The sequence below is a fragment of the Saccharospirillum sp. MSK14-1 genome (assembly GCF_003054965.1).
Classification (GTDB): domain Bacteria; phylum Pseudomonadota; class Gammaproteobacteria; order Pseudomonadales; family Natronospirillaceae; genus Saccharospirillum.
In genome coordinates, this window is the sequence record NZ_MIES01000002.1 from 17140 (window position 1) to 35069 (window position 17930).

A 17930-nucleotide genomic window follows, 5' to 3' on the forward strand; every position below is an offset into this window, starting at 1 on the left:
CTCCCGTCAGGACTCGTTGTAATTAACAGGCCCAAAGGCGTATTAACACCTCTATGAAGACCTCCTTACAACTCAAAATGAGTCAGCAGTTGACGATGACGCCGCAACTGCAGCAAGCCATTCGTCTCCTGCAGCTGTCGACCCTGGACTTACAGCAGGAGATTCAGGAGGCGCTGGAAACCAATCCGATGCTGGAAGTTCGCGAAGACGACGGCGGCAACAGCAATGACGGCGAACACGACACTGCCAATTCCAGCGAATCCCTTAATGGTGACTCTCTAAACGGCGATAGCAGCAAAGCGGAAAGCCTGACCGACAATTCCGATAATCGTCAGGAAATGGAAATCCAGGAACACATTCCCGATGACTTAGCGGTCGATTCTTCCTGGGATGATATCTACACCCACACCCCGACCAGTCACGGTTTACCGTCCGGCGATGACGACTTCAATTTTGAAAACGTCTACGGCACCACCGATTCGCTTTGGGATCACCTGAACTGGCAGCTTAACCTCACTACCATGACGGATCGCGATCGACTGATCGCCGAATCCATCATCGAAAGTGTCGATGCCGAAGGCTATTTGCAGTCGACGCTGGAGGAAATATTTGAAGGTCTGGATGACACCCTCTCGACCGAAGACGACCCGTTGGAAATGGACGAAGTGGAAGCGGTACTGCGCCGCGTTCAGCATTTCGATCCCGCCGGTGTGTGTGCGCGTGACCTGTCCGACTGTTTGAGCATTCAGCTCAACCAACTACCGGAAGAAACACCGAGTCGCCACGATGCCCTGAAAATCGTCAAAGATCATCTTGATCTGCTGGGCGCACGGGATTACGCACAGTTGATGCGCAAAACCCGCCTGAAAGAAAATGAACTGCGCGACGTTATTCTGTTAATTCAAAGCCTGAACCCACGGCCTGGCAACCAGATCGAAAGCGGCAAAGACGAGTACGTCGTCCCCGATGTCATCGTGCGCAAAGACGTGAAAAACAATCGCTGGCTGGTCGAATTAAACCCAGACATCGCCCCAAAATTACGGGTCAATGCATCCTACGCTTCCATGGTCAAACGCGCCGATAATTCCAGCGACAACACCTATCTGAAAGATCACCTTCAGGAAGCGCGTTGGTTTATTAAAAGTCTGCAAAGCCGTAACGAAACCCTGCTCAAGGTCGCCACCAATATCGTTGAACATCAGCGCGGCTTCCTTGAACACGGCGAAGAAGCCATGAAGCCACTGGTCTTACACGATGTGGCCCAGGCCGTTGAAATGCACGAATCCACCATCTCGCGGGTCACCACTCAAAAATACATGCACACGCCCCGCGGCATTTTTGAACTCAAATACTTCTTCTCCAGCCACGTCAGTACTGAAGGTGGCGGCGAGTGCTCCAGTACCGCCATTCGCGCCATCATTCGCAAGCTGGTTGCGGCTGAAAACCCGCGCAAACCGCTGAGCGATTCCAAGATTGCCACCTTACTGGGTGACCAGGGCATCAAGGTCGCGCGACGCACCATCGCCAAGTACCGAGAGGCCATGCACATACCCCCGTCAAACGAACGTAAGAGTTTGATTTAGATCATATTATTGTGCGACCACCAACTTGAAGTGGCCGCGACTCACCGCAAAGATTGAATCAGGAGCTAGACTGAATCGAGGGATAGACCTGAAGGAAGCGGGCCACCCCATGGCCTGAATCATTGTCACTGCACGAGGAGCGGACTATGCAAGTCAACATCAGCGGTCAACACGTCGAAGTTACTGAAGCTCTCCACGACTATGTTGCCTCCAAGCTGGAAAAGCTGGAGCGGCACTACGATCAGATTGGCAACGTCCAGGTAACGCTCAGTATTGAAAAAAACCGGCAAAAAGCGGAAGCTTCGCTCAACATCAAGGGGGCTCAGTTGCACGCCGACGCTGCACACGATGATTTATACGCCGCCATCGACATGATCACTGACAAGCTCGATCGCCAACTGCTTAAGCACAAGGAAAAAACGGTCGACCGCATGCACGGGAACTCTCGTTAACCATGATTCAACTGGACCAGGTCCTCAGTGTCGAACGCGCCTATACAGGCGCGTTTGGCGTCAGCAAGAAACGCGTTCTGCAAAGTCTCGCCGAACGATTAGCCGCCTCACTCGACGGGGTCGGTGAAGTCGATCTTTTCGATCAACTGATTGCCCGTGAGCGCCTGGGATCCACCGGTTTAGGCCAGGGCATTGCCGTGCCTCATTGTCGCCTGGCTCAGATTGACCGCCCTATTGCTGCGCTGGCCAAACTTGACGAAGCCGTCGACTTTGAATCGCCCGACCGAAAGCCGGTCGATCTGTTGTTTGTTCTGGTGGTCCCTGAAGCCGCTACCGACGACCACCTCAATTTGCTTGCCGCAGTGGTTGAACGCTTCAACGACAGTGGCCTGGTTAAATCACTGCGCCAGGCGACTGACAGCCAGACCCTGTATCAGCACTTTATCCAGGGCCTCTAATCACCATGGCTCATTCCGACTTCCGGCTGGTCATCATCAGCGGACGCTCAGGCTCGGGTAAGAGTACCGTCCTGAACGCGCTCGAAGACGCCGGCTTCAATTGCATCGACAACCTGCCGCCAGCGCTGCTGCCCGAACTGGTTCACTGGATGACGGCCAGTGCCGCTCAGCCGGACGTCGCCGTTTGTATCGACGCGCGGGTTGCTTCAGATGCCATCAGTGGCTTGCCAGCCATTTTGAAATCTCTGCCGGAAACATTGCAGCCGGACATTCTTTATCTGGATGCCGAAGAAACCATATTGCTGCAACGTTTCTCCGCAACACGACGCAAGCACCCGCTCACCAACGCCGACCGGTCGTTAGCGGAAGCCATCGCTGTGGAAGGCGAATTACTGGCTCCGGTGGCCAACCTGGCGAGCTTGAAAATCGACACCAGTGGTTTGTCATTGCAGGAACTGCGCGATCAGGTTCGCCAGCGACTGATCGATAAACCAGGCGGCATTGCGCTGCAGTTTCTATCCTTCGGTTTTAAACACGGCGTACCGCGTGATGCCGACCTCGTGTTCGATGTGCGTTGCCTGCCGAATCCGTATTGGGATAAATCGCTGCGCATGTTTACTGGCAAAGACGAACCCATTCAGGCGTTCCTAAGAGCCTCCCCGGCGGTTACTGAGATGTTCGAAGACATCCGCCGCTTCCTCGACCGCTGGTTGCATCAATACGAAGCCAACCAACGCTCCTACTTAACCGTAGCAATCGGCTGCACCGGCGGTCAGCACCGCAGTGTCTTCCTGGCCGAGCAGCTGCACCAAACCTTTGCCAGTGGCAACGCCAACGTTCAGTTGCGCCACCGTGACATGGGAAATGACCAGGCGTGATTCAAGAACAACTCACTATCATCAACAAACTGGGACTGCACGCGCGCGCTGCCGCCAAACTGGTGGGCGTGGCAGGCCAATATGAAAGCCACATCACTCTGCGCAAGGACGGTCGTGAAGCCGATGCCAAAAGCATCATGTCGGTGATGATGCTGGCCGCCAGTCAAGGCAGCGACCTGACGGTAGACATCGATGGTCCCGATGCCGCCGAAGCCTGGACCGCCATCCTGGCGTTGGTGCAGGATCGCTTTGGCGAAGCTGAATAACGGGCTTGTGCCTGTTTTTCATTTCAGGATTACCAATCGACCTCTTTATTCCCGTTTGAACTAAAGGCTACACTCCTCCTCGATCGCTTACCTCGGCAACCGGGACACCCCATGCCAACCACGCCGCACCTGGAACAGCACGACCACGACCGCGCCGCTCTGTTACAGGCGTTGGAAGCGGGCGATCTGGATCGGGTACAGCGCTACTGCGATGAAGACCTCGCGTCAGCTGACCTGGCCCATATTCTTGAGTCCTCACCGGGCCGAATTCGGGAATTGCTGTGGGATTTCCTCAGTGAGGAACGCCAAGGCGCGGTGCTGCCGCACCTGAATGAAGACCTGCAACAAGCGTTTCTGGCGCAGATGAACGCCCACGAGATTCTGGAGACCACTCAGGATCTCGACCACGACGACCTCGCCGACTTACTGCAACAGATTCCAGAACCGGTTACGCACCAGGTTCTGTCGTTGATGCCGCCGTCCGATCGGGCGACCGTCGAAGGCTTGCTGGCTTATCCGGAAGACACTGCCGGCGGTCTGATGAACACCGACCTGATCACGGTGCGCGCAGACGTCACTCTTGAAACGGTGTTGCGTTATCTGCGTCGTCTGGAGCTGCCTGATCATCTGGATTCGCTCTGGGTGGTCAATCGTCAGTTCCGCTATGTCGGCCTGCTGCCGATCACCAAACTGCTGACTCACGCGCCTCAAACCAAGGTGCGGGAGATCATGAAGGACGACATCGAGGGCATTCCGGCCAGCCTGCACGAAGATCAGGTGGCGCGCCGGTTCGAACGCCTCGATCTGGTTTCCGCGCCCGTGGTCAACGACACCGGCACCTTGCTCGGCCGCATCACCGTTGACGACGTCGTCGATGTGATACGGGACAGTGCTGACCACACTGTGATGAGCATGGCCGGTCTGGACGAAGAAGACGACATCTTCGCACCGGTCATCCGCACCACCCGCACGCGCGCTGTCTGGCTGGGCATCAACATGCTGACCGCCTTTATCGCCGCCGCGGTGATGAGCCAGTTCGAAGCCACCATCGCGCAGATTGTCGCGCTGGCCGTACTCAGCCCGGTCGTTGCCAGCATGGGCGGTATCGCCGGCAGCCAGACGCTGACAGTGATGATTCGCGGCATGGCCACGGGTCACGTCAAACGCGACAACCTGGGCTGGCTGATCAGCCGCGAACTGGGCTCAGGCGCGGTGAACGGCGTGCTCTGGGCCAGCATCATTGGTGCCATCACCATCGGCTGGTATCAGGACCCAGACCTGGCCTTGGTGATCGCCGCTGCCATCGTTATTAACCTGTTGGTGGCCGTCTGTGCTGGTGCCACCCTGCCCTTTCTTCTAAAATCGCTGCACATTGATCCGGCCCTGGCCGGCACCGTCGTGCTGACGACCATCACCGATGTCGTCGGCTTCCTGACTTTCCTAAGCCTGGCCGCCCTGTTCCTGCTGTAAACAGCGATTGCAAACCTGGCCCGGCGGAGACACCGCGCTACTCATGTCTGACCACAACCACGATTACAACGACGACCAAGACATCGAATGGGTCAGCAAGACCCAGATGAAACAGGAAATGCATCGCCTGCAAGCCATTGGCGAGCGTTTGCTCACGCTGCGCGCCGATCAATTGGCGACCGTGCCTACCAGCGAGACGCTGCAGGCCGCCATTGATGAGAGCCGCCGCATTACTCAAAACGAGGCCCGTCGTCGCCACCTGCAATACATTGGCAAATTGATGCGCGATGAAGACATCGACGGCATTCAACTGGCGCTGGACCGGCTCGACCCGTCTTCTGAAGTTTTCTTACGCGAGCAAAATCAGGCCGAACAATGGCGCAGTCGCTTACTGCGCGACAGCGATGCAGAAGCCGCCTGGTTCGAGCAGTTCCCCGAGACCGAGCGACAAGCCTTCCGCGCTTTGGTGCGCGCTGCACGCAAAGAACAGCCAGAGGACATTGACGATGCGCCGGTTCGCGCCGGTAAGCAGAGCAAACGGCTGTTAAAGTGGATTCGAGAAAGCCTGTCCGAGCAATCCTGATCGGAGTCTGGCCATTGCAGTGATCCAATGGCCATGGATCAACGTAAATCGCTGCCATATCAACCGACAACAGGTTCTCATATGGCGGGCGCCCCTGTAATCTCGATACTTTCAGCCAAGAAAGCCAGCAACATGACTGAAGCCAGCCAGGCGGCTCAACAGTGGTCAGACTGCCTTGAAGCCGTCGCTCGCCGCCAGGACGTTCCGGCGTTCGAACAACTGTTCAATCATTTCGCACCGCTGATCAAAGCGTTCGCTCTGTCTTCCGGTTTAAACCGCAGCGGTGATCACCTGCCCGATGAACTGGTGCAGGAAGTTATGTTGGCGGTGTGGCGCAAAGCCGCCACCTTCGATCGCCGTAAAGCGGCGGCTTCCACATGGATTTTCACCATTGCGCGTAACCAACGCATCGACATGCTGCGCCGTCTGCGCAAACACCAAAATGATTTGCCGGCTGACGACATCTGGGAATTAGAAGCCGATTCTGACTTGTTCGGTGAAGTGCGTCAGTCGCGCGTGCAAGATCAGGTACGAGATCGCCTTTCTGACTTGCCGGTCGATCAGCGTCAGGTGATGGCCAAAGTATTTATGGAGGACAAGAGTCACCAGGAAGTGGCAGAAGAAATGGATTTACCTCTGGGAACCGTTAAAAGCCGGGTTCGACTGGCTATGAAGAAATTAAAACTCTCTTTGGAGGCGTTTGACCTATGACCCAGTGGCATCCACATCCCGACCAGCTCGTGGAGTTTGCCGCCGGAAGCTGCCGTGCCGGCGTCAGCATCGCCATCTCGGTGCATCTGCACTACTGCACACAGTGTCGGCAAATGCTCAGCGAACTGGAAAGCACCAGCGCTGTTCTGTTTGAACAACAAGCTCCGGCTCCCGTGGCCAATACGGCTTTTGCGAGCTTGATGGAGCGTATTGAACGCGAACCAGCGCCGTCTTCGGCGCCTGCGGCTAAGCCGCAGGCGCCCTCGCGTTTTCCGCGAGCGCTGGCCACTTTGATGCCTGATTCACTGGAACAGTTGGACTGGAATCAGCCCATGAAGAACCTGCGCGTTACGCGTTTGCTGGACGACGGCGACCTGATCATCGGCTTGCATCATATGAAGGCCGGCGGCCGAGTGCCGAATCATCAGCATCGCGGTGAAGAAATCAGCGTGGTTTTGGAAGGCGGTTTTTCAGATCAGCTGGGTTCATATGCTGAGGGCGACTTTATTCGCCGCAGCGGAAAAGACACCCACTCCCCTCAAGCCGACGCTCACGAAGACTGCCTGATCCTGTCGGTGGTTGAAGCCCCGGTTAAACTGACGGGTCCGTTGGGCTGGATTCTCAATCCCTTTCTGAAAGCCTGAAACTGGACCGCCGCTTAAACGGCGGCGGTCTCTTCTCGCGGTTGTGACAACCGATCCAGCACCTCAAACAACGACAGATACGTCAGACCACTGTGGCGGCTCAGGCCAATTTCGCACGTCCGACTGGTGGAAATGCCATAGGCACAGCCACTGACAGCGTCGCCCAGCCCACGTAATGCCGAAGCGTTAAGTTCTGGCTGGGTAAAGCCTTTGTCACCGGCAAACCCACAACACGCCATGCCATCGGGCTGCACCCAGTCTGGTGTCAGCCGATCAAGAACTCGCGCCAGATTGGACGCGATACCCTGACGCTGCACACTGCAGGTGGTGTGAACCGCCACGCGCTGAGGATCGGGCTCGATATGCAAGCGATCGAGTAAGAAGCGGTCAATAAAATCAACGCTGTCATAGAACTGAATACCGCGCTCACTGGCGGCTTCCCGCACTCGCAAACTGCACGGACTGGTATCGGCCAATACCGGGAAACGCCCACCGCTGGAAATCTCCCACAACTCGTCCACCAGTTCCTGCCGCTGCTGTTCCGCAATGCTGAAATGCCCTTTGGATTGAAACGGCTGGCCGCAACAGAGACCGCGCGTTGGCTGCGGCATCACCACATTCAGCCCCGCTTTACGCAGCACGCTCAACACCGAAGCCGGCAAACTGGACCGGTTCTGATCATCCAACGCCGCACCAAATGTCTGGGAAACACAAGAGGCCCAATACACCAGTACCTCTCGATCACTGGGGCGGGTCGTTCGATTGGGCGCATAAACCGGGCGTGCTGGGCCAGGTAAGGTCGACAACCACAAAGGTGTACGACCACCACTGAGCTTGCGAACAGCCCCAGACCAACGCTCCAGTCGCTGCGGACCGGTCAGGCGTTGCATCGACCGCGCCGTCCATAAGCCGGCTCGGGTAATGCTGGCCAGCGCCGCATAGTGACGCCCCATGGCGCGGGCCAGTCGGGTATAACGATGGTTGCGTTCAGCGCGCAGCTTCAACACCAATTCGCCCGTATTAATACCCACCGGGCACTGAGCTTCGCACAGACCCGTGGCAGCACAGCTATCAACCGCCTGGTGATCAAAGCGGTCCTGCCAGCCATCGGCCAGGCCTTCTTCCCGCCTTTGTCGCTGCATTTCACGATGCAGACTGATGCGTTGTCGCGGCGTTAAGGTCAGTTCACGTGACGGACACACCGGCTCACAGAAGCCACATTCAATACAGGCATCGACCAGGCGATCAGCCTGAGGCATTAATTTGAGATGCTGCAGATGGGCCTGAGGATCGTCGTTAATGATCACGCCGGGGTTGAGCAAACCTTGCGGATCAAAGAGTTTCTTCAGCGCCTTCATGAGCTTATAAGCGTCTTTACCCCACTCCTGCTCAACAAAAGGCGCCATATTTCGTCCAGTACCGTGTTCAGCTTTGAGCGAACCACCCAGCGTACCGGTAATGGCATCGGCAACATCGGCCATAAAGGCTTCGTAGCGACGAACTTCGGAGGGGTCATCAAACCCCTGAGTGAACACAAAATGCAGATTGCCTTCCAGCGCATGGCCGAAAATGATGGCCTCTTCATAGCCGTGACGATCGAACAAGGCCTGCAAAGTCGCGACGCCTTCGGCCAGACGTTCTACCGGAAATGCAACATCTTCAATCACCGCCGTTGTGCCAACGGCACGGTGAGCGCCCACCGCCGGAAAGGTGCCCTTACGCAGGGTCCAGAAGGCGTCGATACGGCGCTTATCACGGGTAAAGCCGGTGCTGTGATTAACGCCTGCGCTATCCAGCACTGCCTGTACGGCCTGACAATGCAGATCGAGCTGCTCGAGGGTTTCACCCCGCACGTCCAGCAACAGCAGGCCACCCGGGTCCGGTAATCGCCGGGCAAAGGCAGGCAGACCATCCATATGGGCCACAGCACGCACTGCCCGGCTGTCGAGCAACTCCACCGCATCCACCGGCGCCGCCTTCAGTTGACTGACGGTTTCGGCGCAATGGCTCAGATTATCAAAACCCACCATGACCGATGCACGATGTGGCCAGTCAGGCACGGTGTTCAGGCTAACTTCACTGACAAAACCGAGGGTCCCTTCTGAACCCACCATCAGATGCGTCAGAATGTCGATCGGGTCCTCAAAATCGAGCAACGCATTCAGGCCATAGCCTGTGGTGTTTTTTAACCGATACTTATGGCGCACGCGCTCGGCCAGCTCTGAACTGCGGTTCAGGCGCAGCGATAGATCTGATATCCCCTTCAACAAGCGGGCGTGACTGCGTCGAAATGCTCGAACGCTGTCTGGGTCGAGGCTGTCGAGAACCCCTCCATCGGCCAGCACCAGACGCATGCCGGCCAGGGTGTGATAGCTGTTATGGCGGGTGCCACAACACATACCGCTGGCGTTATTGGCGATAATACCGCCTATCTGACACGCATTGATTGAGGCCGGATCCGGGCCGATCTTGCGGCCAAAATATGCTAACTTTCGATTCGCTTGAGCGCCGATCAAACCAGGTTGCAAGTGCACTCGCTCGCCGAGCGGCTCGATCCGGCAACCGCGCCAGTTCGACGTCAGCATCACCAGCACCGAATCGGTTACCGCCTGACCGGACAACGACGTGCCCGCCGCCCGAAATGTCAGCGGCACCAAAAATCGCCGAGCCTGCTCCAATACGATCAATAATTCCGCTTCGCTGTCGATCTGAACAATCAACTGTGGCGTCATGCGATAGAAGCTGGCATCGGTGCCCAGCGCGAACCGCCGGGCCGCATCGGTTATCAACCGCGACGGGGGGATGTGGTCAGTTAACGCTTGGTGGAAGGCTGGGATATCCACGGCCACCTCTTGTCAGACCGAAGGGAAAGTAGCACTCATTATGCACCCGCAGCGAGGGTCATTTCGATGTGGGCAATGCCATCTTCAAGATAGACCGCGCTGCTGGTCATAAAACCAAAGCGACCGTAGAAGGCCTCCAAATGTGCTTGAGCGCCAATGCGGATCGGGTACTCCGGAAACAGTCGCTGACAGGCGGTTATGGACTCTTGCATCAACGCCTGACCCAGGCCTGTACCACGCTCACTCGGCGCGCTGACCACCCGGCCAATGCTCGCTGCGCCGTCATAGCTGTCGCCTGGCGCCAGAATGCGCGTCGTGGCGACTAATTGCCCTTGGCGGTAGCCCAGTACATGCCAGGCCTGTTGGTCTTTGCCGTCCAATTCCTGGTAAGGACAATTCTGTTCGACCACAAAGACCGACATTCTCAAGGCCAGCAGTTCATAGAGTGTGCGGATATCAAGCTGGTCAAAGTCGACACATTGCCAGATCAGTTCCGATGAGGGTGCCTGTTCAACAATCACAATTCACCCGCTGCGCGCATGCGTCCTAAGGTATCGACAATGGCCTGAGTCTGGGCGTCGACTTCTAAATTGATGCGATCCCCAACGGTCACTTCACCAAAGGTGGTGACGTTGAGCGTCTCGGGAATCAGGAAGACATTAAAACGATCTTCAAGCACGTCACCAATGGTCAGACTGCAGCCATTGAGGCCGACAAAGCCCTTGGAAAACAGATAACGCCGCTGCTCAGGGGTAATGCCGAACCAGATCACGCAATTATTGGTGGGCCGTTCAATCTCCAGCACCGGCACCATGTTCTGAATATGCCCGGACATGACGTGTCCACCGATATCATCACCAAAGCGGGCAGCGCGCTCGATGTTCACTGGGTCGCCGTCGTTCAGATCCCCCAGATTGGTCACCCTCAGGCTTTCCATCATCACATCGAAATGAGCACGGCCGGCATTGTCGACCTGAGTGACCGTCAAACAGGTGCCATTCAGCGCAATACTGGCACCGGGCGTCAGACCTTCCCGTTGGGCAGGAGTCAGCGGTACAGACAGCGTCCATAAGTCTTGATGGCGCGCCTCAATGCGCACCGGAGCGGAATTCTGGACAATGCCACTGAACATAAAACATCACCTTGGCTGGCAAAGGCACCTTTGTACGGTTTTTCCCTCATGGGCACAAGGTAGAGAGCTTCTGAATCACTTCCCCTTGGCTCAATTGAGGGCGTAATAGGCAGGCAGGTCGTGCTGTTTCAGATCGTTGTAGTCAATTAATTCGGACAGTTCACGAATGTAGGCTTCGCCGCGAATCGAATAACTTTCCAGCCCCCAGGCCAGAGTGTCGCTTTCCAATGGCAACGACAAGTAGCGCAATTCAGAGCGAATATTGCGCAACGCCAGATAGGGTTCGTGCGTATTCACATTGCGGTAGTAAGCCGACACCGCTTGAGCAATGCTGTCGAAGGCTTTGACTTCATAACGCTCGCCTTCGGGGCGACCAGTCGGTACCAGGCCGCATCCGGTCTGGAAGCACCATTGACCAAATAAATTGTTGCCCTCAGTGGCAAAACGACTGGTACCCCAACCGCTTTCTTTAGCGGCCTGAGCCAATACCAGTGACACCGGCAAGATGTCGGCGCGGTGCAACATGTGTTCAAAATAGTCCTGGGTGCCAGGGGCGGCCTCGACTTCGTAATAGCGGCCCAGGCGCGTCAACAGAGTTTTCTGCCAGGACTGATACGGCACGTCCGCGTTTGCCTGATCACGCATCTGCAATAACCAGGCGCGCTCCGCCTCGATACGCTGATTTTCAGCCTGAACACGAGGCGCCAAAAACTCAATGAATTGCGACTTTTTCGTAGCAACATCCGCAATTTGCGTCAGATCCGGCAGATCGGTTTCCAGTAACGCGACGTCATTGGCACGAGCGGGCAACCACAGCAATGCAACCGCGCCTAACAGTGCCAGGATGTATTGATGTCTCACCAACCGCATTAAGGCGCCCACCTTCTAGTATCCAAGTTTCATCGCGCGGCGATTATACGCAGCGGTCAAAAAGTCGCCAACGCTTTGCTTGACCTTAACGCTGCGAGAAGCTTTAGTCTGGCGCTCTACCCTGTTTGGAAGCCCCGATGTCAGCCATTCCCCGTAATCTTTGGATCTTGATTGCTACTCAAGCATTCTCCATGACATCCGCGCCACTCGTCATTTTGATCGGTGGCCTGGTCGGTGCTCGCTTAGCACCCAGTCCTCAGTTAGCCACCTTACCGGTGGCTGTGCTGATTCTTGCCACCGCACTCAGCACCCTGCCCGCCTCACTGCTGATGCAAAAATTCGGGCGCAGGCTGGGGTTTCTCAGTGGCAATGCCGTCTCAATTTTCGGTTGTTTACTGGGTTTTCTGGCGTTGAACCAGGCCAGTTTTGGGCTGTTGCTGCTGGCCACCGCCTGCCTGGGTTTTAACATTGCTTTCGTTAACCAGTACCGCTTTGCCGCTATGGAAAGCGTCACTTCTGAGCGCCATGGCCAAGCTGTTTCATGGTTATTGCTCGGCGGCATCTTCGCCGCCATCGTCGGGCCGGAAGCAGGCGCCCGCGGGGAGTCGCTGACGGCGGCTCCATACGCCGGTTCCTTTTTGCTGTTAGCGGCTCTGCAACTGGTCAGCACCTGTTTGCTGGCTTTTGGCTTTCGCGACCCGGTTATGGTCGCTGAATCCGCCGACGCTGACGGTCGCCCCTGGGCCCGGCTCCTGGCTCAACCACTGCTGTGGCTGGCGCTACTATCCGGTGCCGTCGCCTACAGTGTTATGAGTCTGGTGATGACGGCCGCACCAATCAGCATGCATGAGTTCGATCATCACAGCCTGTCGATGACCAAAGGCGCCATTCAGGCGCATATTCTGGCCATGTTTTTGCCATCGCTGGCAACCGCCACTCTAATCCGTCGCTTCGGACCGCAGGTGCTGATGGTGACCGGCCTGGTGATTTACGCCGGCATGGTCGTGGTTGGTCTAAGCGGTCGCAGCCTGGGCCACTACGGCGGCTCACTGATTTTGCTGGGTATCGGCTGGAATTTTCTGTTTGTGGCAGGCACCGCCTTGCTGCCGCGCACCTATGTTGGCAAGGAGCGTTTTCGGGTTCAGGCGGTGAATGATTTTCTGGTGTTTGGCACCCAGGCGATTGCATCGCTCGGTGCTGGCTGGTTTTTGTTCCAGTTTGGCTGGAACACGCTGATCTGGGTGACCGTACCACTGGTCGTTGGTTTGGCGCTGCTGGCGCTGTGGGTCAGCAGCGGCCGAGGTCATAGGATTAACGGCGTGGGCGACGTTGCTGACGCTGATCTTCAACCGGTAAACGAATCGGCTCCGGTGTCCGGGACGACGTCGGCGCAATCATCAGTGCCGCCAACGCAATCAAACTGACAACGAGCAATAATGCGGACATGGCTCTTACCTCACCTGGCCTGTGAGCACTCGAAGCAGCGCTCTTTGGAATCAGTATAGTCCGGCAGGGGTCGAGTTCCAGCCGGATACTGGCAACTTCCGGTAAAGACGGCGGTTATTCCGAGCGCCGCGGTCCACTGGCTGGAAACTGAATCACCGGCCCGCCTTTGCTGTCACGAATGCGGGCCGCCCCTTCTTTCTCCACTTCATCGATGCGCACAATGGCGTGCATTGGGATAAAACTGCGTTTGACGCCGCTGAATTCCTTCTGCAACCGCTCTTCACCGGGATCGACCAACACCTGACTGCGCTCACCAAACAACAATTCCTCCACTTCGATAAACCCATAGAGTTCGCTTTGAAAGATGCGCGCACAGTAAATCTCGTAAACCTTGTCCTGATTAATAAAGGACACACGGTAAATGGCTTGGGGCGTGGTCATGCAGCCTCATTACAATAGGAATGGGATTGCGCTCAATATGGATGCGCTGATGCGCGTATTCAATGCCTGCCAACACCCCGCAGAGACCCTCAAAAACCATCGTAATCGATGGTTGGGTCGAAGCGGATGAAGGCGTATAATCGCCGCCCCCAATATGCACTGACAACGAAGACCACCACGGATCTCATGACCAAAAAGCTGTTTATCAAAACCCATGGCTGCCAGATGAACGAGTACGACTCAGCCCGCATGGCTGATTTGCTCGGCGACAGCCACGGTTATGAGCTGACCGACTCAGCCGAAGACGCCGACGTCTTGCTGCTGAACACTTGCTCCATTCGCGAAAAAGCGCAGGACAAGGTGTTTCACCAACTCGGTCGCTGGAAACGCTTAAAGGCGAAAAACCCCAATTTAAAGATTGGCGTGGGTGGCTGCGTGGCCTCTCAGGAAGGTGAAGCCATCTCCGAGCGCGCACCTTATGTGGATATGATCTTCGGCCCGCAGACACTGCACCGCCTCCCGACCATGCTCGATGGTGCCAACAATCAGTCCCCGACCAGCAGCAATCGCATTGCCATGGTCGACGTCACCTTCCCGGAAATTGAAAAATTTGATCACCTGCCCGCGCCGAAGAGCGATGGCGTCTCGGCTTTTGTCTCAGTGATGGAAGGTTGCTCCAAGTACTGCACTTTCTGTGTCGTGCCCTACACGCGAGGCGAAGAAGTCAGCCGACCGTTCGATGATGTGATCGCCGAAGTGGCGCACTTGGCGGCTCAGGGTGTGCGTGAAATCAATTTCCTTGGCCAGAACGTCAACGCCTATCGTGGCCCCCGCCACGACGGCGGCGAGGCCGACCTGGCCGAACTGATCACCCTGGCGGCGCAGATCGACGGCATCGACCGCATTCGCTTCACCACCAGCCATCCGGTGGAATTCACCGATTCACTGGTTGATGCGTTTAAAGACGTACCGGAACTGGTCAGTCACCTGCATTTGCCAGTACAAAGCGGCTCCGACAATATTCTGGCCGCGATGAAGCGCGGTCATAGCGCGACTGAATACGTCGAGAAGATGGAGCGTATTCGCGCGAACCGCCCGGACATCAGCTTCTCATCGGACTTTATCGTCGGTTTTCCCGGTGAAACAGAGGCCGATTTTGAAGCGACGATGAACCTGATTCAGACCATCGGCTTCGATCACAGCTTCAGTTTCGTCTACAGCCCGCGTCCTGGCACACCGGCCGCTGGCCTGGAGGACGACACGCCGGAAGCGGTGAAAAAGCAGCGGCTGGCCATTTTGCAAGAACGCATTACTCAACAGGCGCAACAGATCAGTCGTCGCATGGTTGGTTCTACCCAGATCGTGCTGGTCACTGGTCCGTCTGAACGAGACCCGAACGAGCTGCAGGGTCGCACCGAAAACAACCGCCCAACTTTCTTTGGCTATGATGGTGAAGACGATTTGGTCGGAAAGTTTGTCCAGGTGCGAATCACCGAGGCGTACTCCAATTCATTACGCGGCGAGGTCGTCAACGCCGACCTGGCGTACTGATGAGTGGCTGGATCAAACCAAGCGCTATAAAACGAACGTTTTTTAGACGAATGGCATTTTGACAGCCTCGTACCGCGGCGTATCCTTGACCGAGACCCAACTCCCATTAGAGGACTTCACCTACTTTGACTAACCCGTCCCTGGCCGGGCTCGACGCCCCGGCATCGGGTCAGCGTCAATTCGAGCTGCAACCCGACAACCCCCAGCGACTGGCCAGCCTCTGTGGCCTGGCTAACGATAACCTCAAGCAGATCGAAGAACGCCTGGACGTGCGAGTGCTCAATCGTGGCAATCGCTTTGAAGTTCAGGGTGACGATGGTTCTGCGCAAGCCGCTGAAGACATCATCAGACGGTTGTACCGCGAAACCAAAGGCGGACGTGATCTGCTGCCGGATACCATCAACCTCTTTCTACAAGCTTCCGAAGTGGAAACACTGAAGCAACCGGAAGAGCAGACGCACGATCAGAAACTCTACGTGCTGCACACGCCCAAGTCGGTCATCAAACCGCGAGGACCTAACCAGCGCGGCTATGTGCACAATGTGCTGACGCACGACATCAATTTTGGTGTCGGCCCAGCCGGTACGGGTAAAACCTTCCTGGCGGTTGCCTGTGCCGTCCATGCGCTGAGCAAAGACCAGATCAAACGCATTGTCCTGGTGCGACCTGCGGTCGAAGCCGGCGAAAAACTGGGCTTTTTACCCGGCGATCTGAGCCAGAAAGTCGATCCTTATCTGCGTCCGCTGTACGACGCTCTCTACGAGATGCTCGGTTTCGAGAAGGTCGATCGCCTGATTGAGCGCAACGTCATCGAAGTCGCGCCCTTGGCCTATATGCGCGGCCGCACGCTGAGTAACTCCTTCATCATTCTCGATGAAAGCCAGAACACCACGCGCGAACAGATGAAGATGTTCTTAACGCGCATCGGTTTTGGTTCCACCGCGGTGATCAACGGCGACCCGACGCAGATCGACCTGCCGCGCGGCCAGAGCTCTGGTCTGGCGCATGCGCTGGACGTATTAGGCGGGGTTGACGGTATCAGCGTCACTCAATTTGGCTCCAAAGATGTGGTGCGCCATCCGTTGGTGCAACGCATCGTTGATGCTTACGACGCGCACGAGCAGGCATGAAACTCGACCTGGACCTGCAACGGGCCACGAGCGGCGAACATCTGCCGCAACCGGCCCAATTTGAGCGCTGGCTGATACAGGTGCTGGCCGGTTATCGCGATCACGCCAGCGTGTGTATTCGCATGGTCGATGAACCGGAAAGCCAGAGCCTGAATAGAGACTATCGCGGCAAAGACAAGCCCACCAACGTGTTGTCCTTCCCGTTTGAGTTGCCGCCGGGCATTGACGACGCACAGGCACAGGCTTTGCTAGGCGATCTGGTCATTTGCGTACCGGTCTTGGAACGCGAAGCCGCCGAGCAAGGTAAGACGACTGAGCAACACTGGGCTCACCTGGTGATTCACGGCGCCTTGCATCTGCTCGGTTTTGACCATATTGACCCGCAAGACGCTGACATCATGGAAAATATTGAACGTCGTGTGCTGGCCGATCTAGGCTTGCCCGACCCCTACTTGCTGCCGGACGCCACCGACAGTCTGTAGGGCCAAACCACCGGGCTGGTCCGGTAACAACAGAGGAACAATGGCGCCATGAGCGACGAACGACCCACGAGTAGCAACCCCGGGAAGCGATCCTGGCTGGATCGACTGGCAGACGCTTTTACCGGGGAACCCAAGGATCGCGAAGATCTGCTCAGCGTCCTCAAAGACGCTCAGGATAAAGACATCCTGGACAATGAAGCCTTTAAGATCATCGAAGGCGCGTTGAACGTTTCTGACATGCATGTGCGCGACATCATGATTCCCCGCTCGCAGATGGTCAGTGTCGAAACCGACGAAACCATCGAAGACTGGCTGGGAAAAATCGTCGAATCCGGCCACTCCCGTTTTCCGGTGTTGGGCGAAAATTCTGACGAAGTCGTCGGTGTGTTGCTGGCCAAAGACTTATTGGGTCTCGGTCTGCAAACGGGCTTCAAACTCGACCAAATGCAGGCTCGGCTGACCAGCCTGATTCGCTCAGTGAATTTCGTCCCCGAAAGCAAACGCCTCAACGTTCTGCTCAAAGATTTCCGCTCTAACCGCAATCACATGGCGGTGGTGGTCGATGAATACGGCCAAACCGCTGGCCTGGTCACCATCGAAGACGTGCTGGAAGAAATCGTCGGTGAAATCGAAGACGAGCACGATGACGCCGTCGACGCCAACATCCGCCCCAACGGCAACGGCGGCTTCCTGGTCCAGGCTCTGACACCGATCGAAGATTTCAATGATCACTTCCAAACCGAATTCAGCGATGAAGAATTCGATACCATCGGTGGCATTGTCATGCATAAATTCGGCAAGGTTCCGAAGCGGGATGAATCCATCACCCTGGGTGACTTGATGGTGCGCGTGATCAACGCTGATAACCGTCGGGTGCGTGCCTTCGAAGTCAATCGCCTCGACAGTCAGGCCGACCTCTAAACCCCTTTATCTCTTCAGGGCGACACCGGTCGCCCTTGACTTGCCACGTTCACCCCCAAAATCTTGGCT

19 protein-coding genes are annotated in these 17930 nt (G+C 56.5%); 14 read left to right on the plus strand and 5 right to left on the minus strand.

The annotated features are described in order from the left end of the window. Nucleotides 1-53: 53 nt before the first annotated feature. From BGP77_RS00095 to BGP77_RS00135, 9 genes are all read left to right on the plus strand, one after another. Nucleotides 54-1583 (plus strand): RNA polymerase factor sigma-54, encoded by a 1530-nt coding sequence (locus BGP77_RS00095; protein ID WP_108162702.1) that lies wholly within the window; start codon nucleotides 54-56, stop codon nucleotides 1581-1583. A gap of 146 nt (nucleotides 1584-1729) precedes the next feature. After that, nucleotides 1730-2035: a ribosome hibernation-promoting factor, HPF/YfiA family gene (hpf, locus tag BGP77_RS00100; RefSeq protein ID WP_108162703.1), complete on the plus strand. Its 306-nt coding sequence runs from the start codon at nucleotides 1730-1732 to the stop codon at nucleotides 2033-2035. Between the two features lie 2 nt (nucleotides 2036-2037). Then, on the plus strand, nucleotides 2038-2493 hold the full coding sequence (locus BGP77_RS00105; protein WP_108162704.1) for a PTS sugar transporter subunit IIA: 456 nt from the start codon (nucleotides 2038-2040) through the stop codon (nucleotides 2491-2493). 5 nt (nucleotides 2494-2498) lie between these two features. Next, entirely contained in the window at nucleotides 2499-3371 is an 873-nt protein-coding gene (rapZ, locus tag BGP77_RS00110; RefSeq protein WP_108162705.1) for an RNase adapter RapZ, read from the plus strand. Further along, nucleotides 3368-3637 carry an HPr family phosphocarrier protein gene (locus BGP77_RS00115; RefSeq protein ID WP_108162706.1) on the plus strand — a complete coding sequence of 90 codons (270 nt, stop codon included), beginning with the start codon at nucleotides 3368-3370 and terminating at the stop codon, nucleotides 3635-3637. Before rapZ ends, BGP77_RS00115 begins: the two co-directional genes overlap by 4 nt. A 111-nt stretch (nucleotides 3638-3748) precedes the next feature. Next, entirely contained in the window at nucleotides 3749-5107 is a 1359-nt protein-coding gene (gene mgtE, locus BGP77_RS00120; protein WP_108162707.1) for a magnesium transporter, read from the plus strand. Nucleotides 5108-5150: 43 nt separating this feature from the next. After that, nucleotides 5151-5690 (plus strand): ribosome biogenesis factor YjgA, encoded by a 540-nt coding sequence (gene yjgA, locus BGP77_RS00125; RefSeq protein ID WP_108162708.1) that lies wholly within the window; start codon nucleotides 5151-5153, stop codon nucleotides 5688-5690. A gap of 132 nt (nucleotides 5691-5822) precedes the next feature. Beyond that, nucleotides 5823-6401 carry a sigma-70 family RNA polymerase sigma factor gene (locus BGP77_RS00130; protein WP_199224149.1) on the plus strand — a complete coding sequence of 193 codons (579 nt, stop codon included), beginning with the start codon at nucleotides 5823-5825 and terminating at the stop codon, nucleotides 6399-6401. Then, nucleotides 6398-7045, plus strand: a complete 648-nt coding sequence (locus tag BGP77_RS00135) for a ChrR family anti-sigma-E factor (protein WP_108162709.1) — start codon at nucleotides 6398-6400, stop codon at nucleotides 7043-7045. The genes BGP77_RS00130 and BGP77_RS00135 overlap by 4 nt, the downstream gene beginning before the upstream one ends. Before the next feature lie 14 nt (nucleotides 7046-7059). Here BGP77_RS00135 and BGP77_RS00140 read toward each other — a convergent pair whose 3' ends face one another. From BGP77_RS00140 to BGP77_RS00155, 4 genes are all read right to left on the minus strand, one after another. Beyond that, entirely contained in the window at nucleotides 7060-9888 is a 2829-nt protein-coding gene (locus BGP77_RS00140; protein ID WP_233252255.1) for an FAD-binding and (Fe-S)-binding domain-containing protein, read from the minus strand. A gap of 38 nt (nucleotides 9889-9926) precedes the next feature. After that, entirely contained in the window at nucleotides 9927-10409 is a 483-nt protein-coding gene (locus BGP77_RS00145; RefSeq protein WP_233252256.1) for a GNAT family N-acetyltransferase, read from the minus strand. Then, nucleotides 10406-11020: a riboflavin synthase subunit alpha gene (locus BGP77_RS00150; protein ID WP_108162710.1), complete on the minus strand. Its 615-nt coding sequence runs from the start codon at nucleotides 11018-11020 to the stop codon at nucleotides 10406-10408. Before BGP77_RS00150 ends, BGP77_RS00145 begins: the two co-directional genes overlap by 4 nt. Before the next feature lie 90 nt (nucleotides 11021-11110). Then, nucleotides 11111-11890: a glucosaminidase domain-containing protein gene (locus BGP77_RS00155; protein WP_146171151.1), complete on the minus strand. Its 780-nt coding sequence runs from the start codon at nucleotides 11888-11890 to the stop codon at nucleotides 11111-11113. 137 nt (nucleotides 11891-12027) lie between these two features. On the opposite strand from BGP77_RS00155, the gene BGP77_RS00160 reads away from it, so the two are divergent. After that, nucleotides 12028-13314 (plus strand): MFS transporter, encoded by a 1287-nt coding sequence (locus BGP77_RS00160; protein WP_108162712.1) that lies wholly within the window; start codon nucleotides 12028-12030, stop codon nucleotides 13312-13314. Between the two features lie 136 nt (nucleotides 13315-13450). On the opposite strand, the gene BGP77_RS00165 is transcribed toward BGP77_RS00160, so the two are convergent. Continuing rightward, nucleotides 13451-13777 (minus strand): DUF1820 family protein, encoded by a 327-nt coding sequence (locus tag BGP77_RS00165; protein WP_108162713.1) that lies wholly within the window; start codon nucleotides 13775-13777, stop codon nucleotides 13451-13453. Between the two features lie 186 nt (nucleotides 13778-13963). Between BGP77_RS00165 and miaB the strand changes: the two genes are divergently transcribed. From miaB to BGP77_RS00185, 4 genes are all read left to right on the plus strand, one after another. Beyond that, nucleotides 13964-15328 carry a tRNA (N6-isopentenyl adenosine(37)-C2)-methylthiotransferase MiaB gene (miaB, locus tag BGP77_RS00170; protein WP_108162714.1) on the plus strand — a complete coding sequence of 455 codons (1365 nt, stop codon included), beginning with the start codon at nucleotides 13964-13966 and terminating at the stop codon, nucleotides 15326-15328. 125 nt (nucleotides 15329-15453) lie between these two features. After that, nucleotides 15454-16458: a PhoH family protein gene (locus tag BGP77_RS00175; protein ID WP_233252257.1), complete on the plus strand. Its 1005-nt coding sequence runs from the start codon at nucleotides 15454-15456 to the stop codon at nucleotides 16456-16458. Then, nucleotides 16455-16940 carry an rRNA maturation RNase YbeY gene (ybeY, locus tag BGP77_RS00180; protein ID WP_108162715.1) on the plus strand — a complete coding sequence of 162 codons (486 nt, stop codon included), beginning with the start codon at nucleotides 16455-16457 and terminating at the stop codon, nucleotides 16938-16940. The genes BGP77_RS00175 and ybeY overlap by 4 nt, the downstream gene beginning before the upstream one ends. A gap of 48 nt (nucleotides 16941-16988) precedes the next feature. Then, nucleotides 16989-17861: an HlyC/CorC family transporter gene (locus tag BGP77_RS00185; RefSeq protein WP_108162716.1), complete on the plus strand. Its 873-nt coding sequence runs from the start codon at nucleotides 16989-16991 to the stop codon at nucleotides 17859-17861. Nucleotides 17862-17930 lie beyond the last annotated feature (69 nt).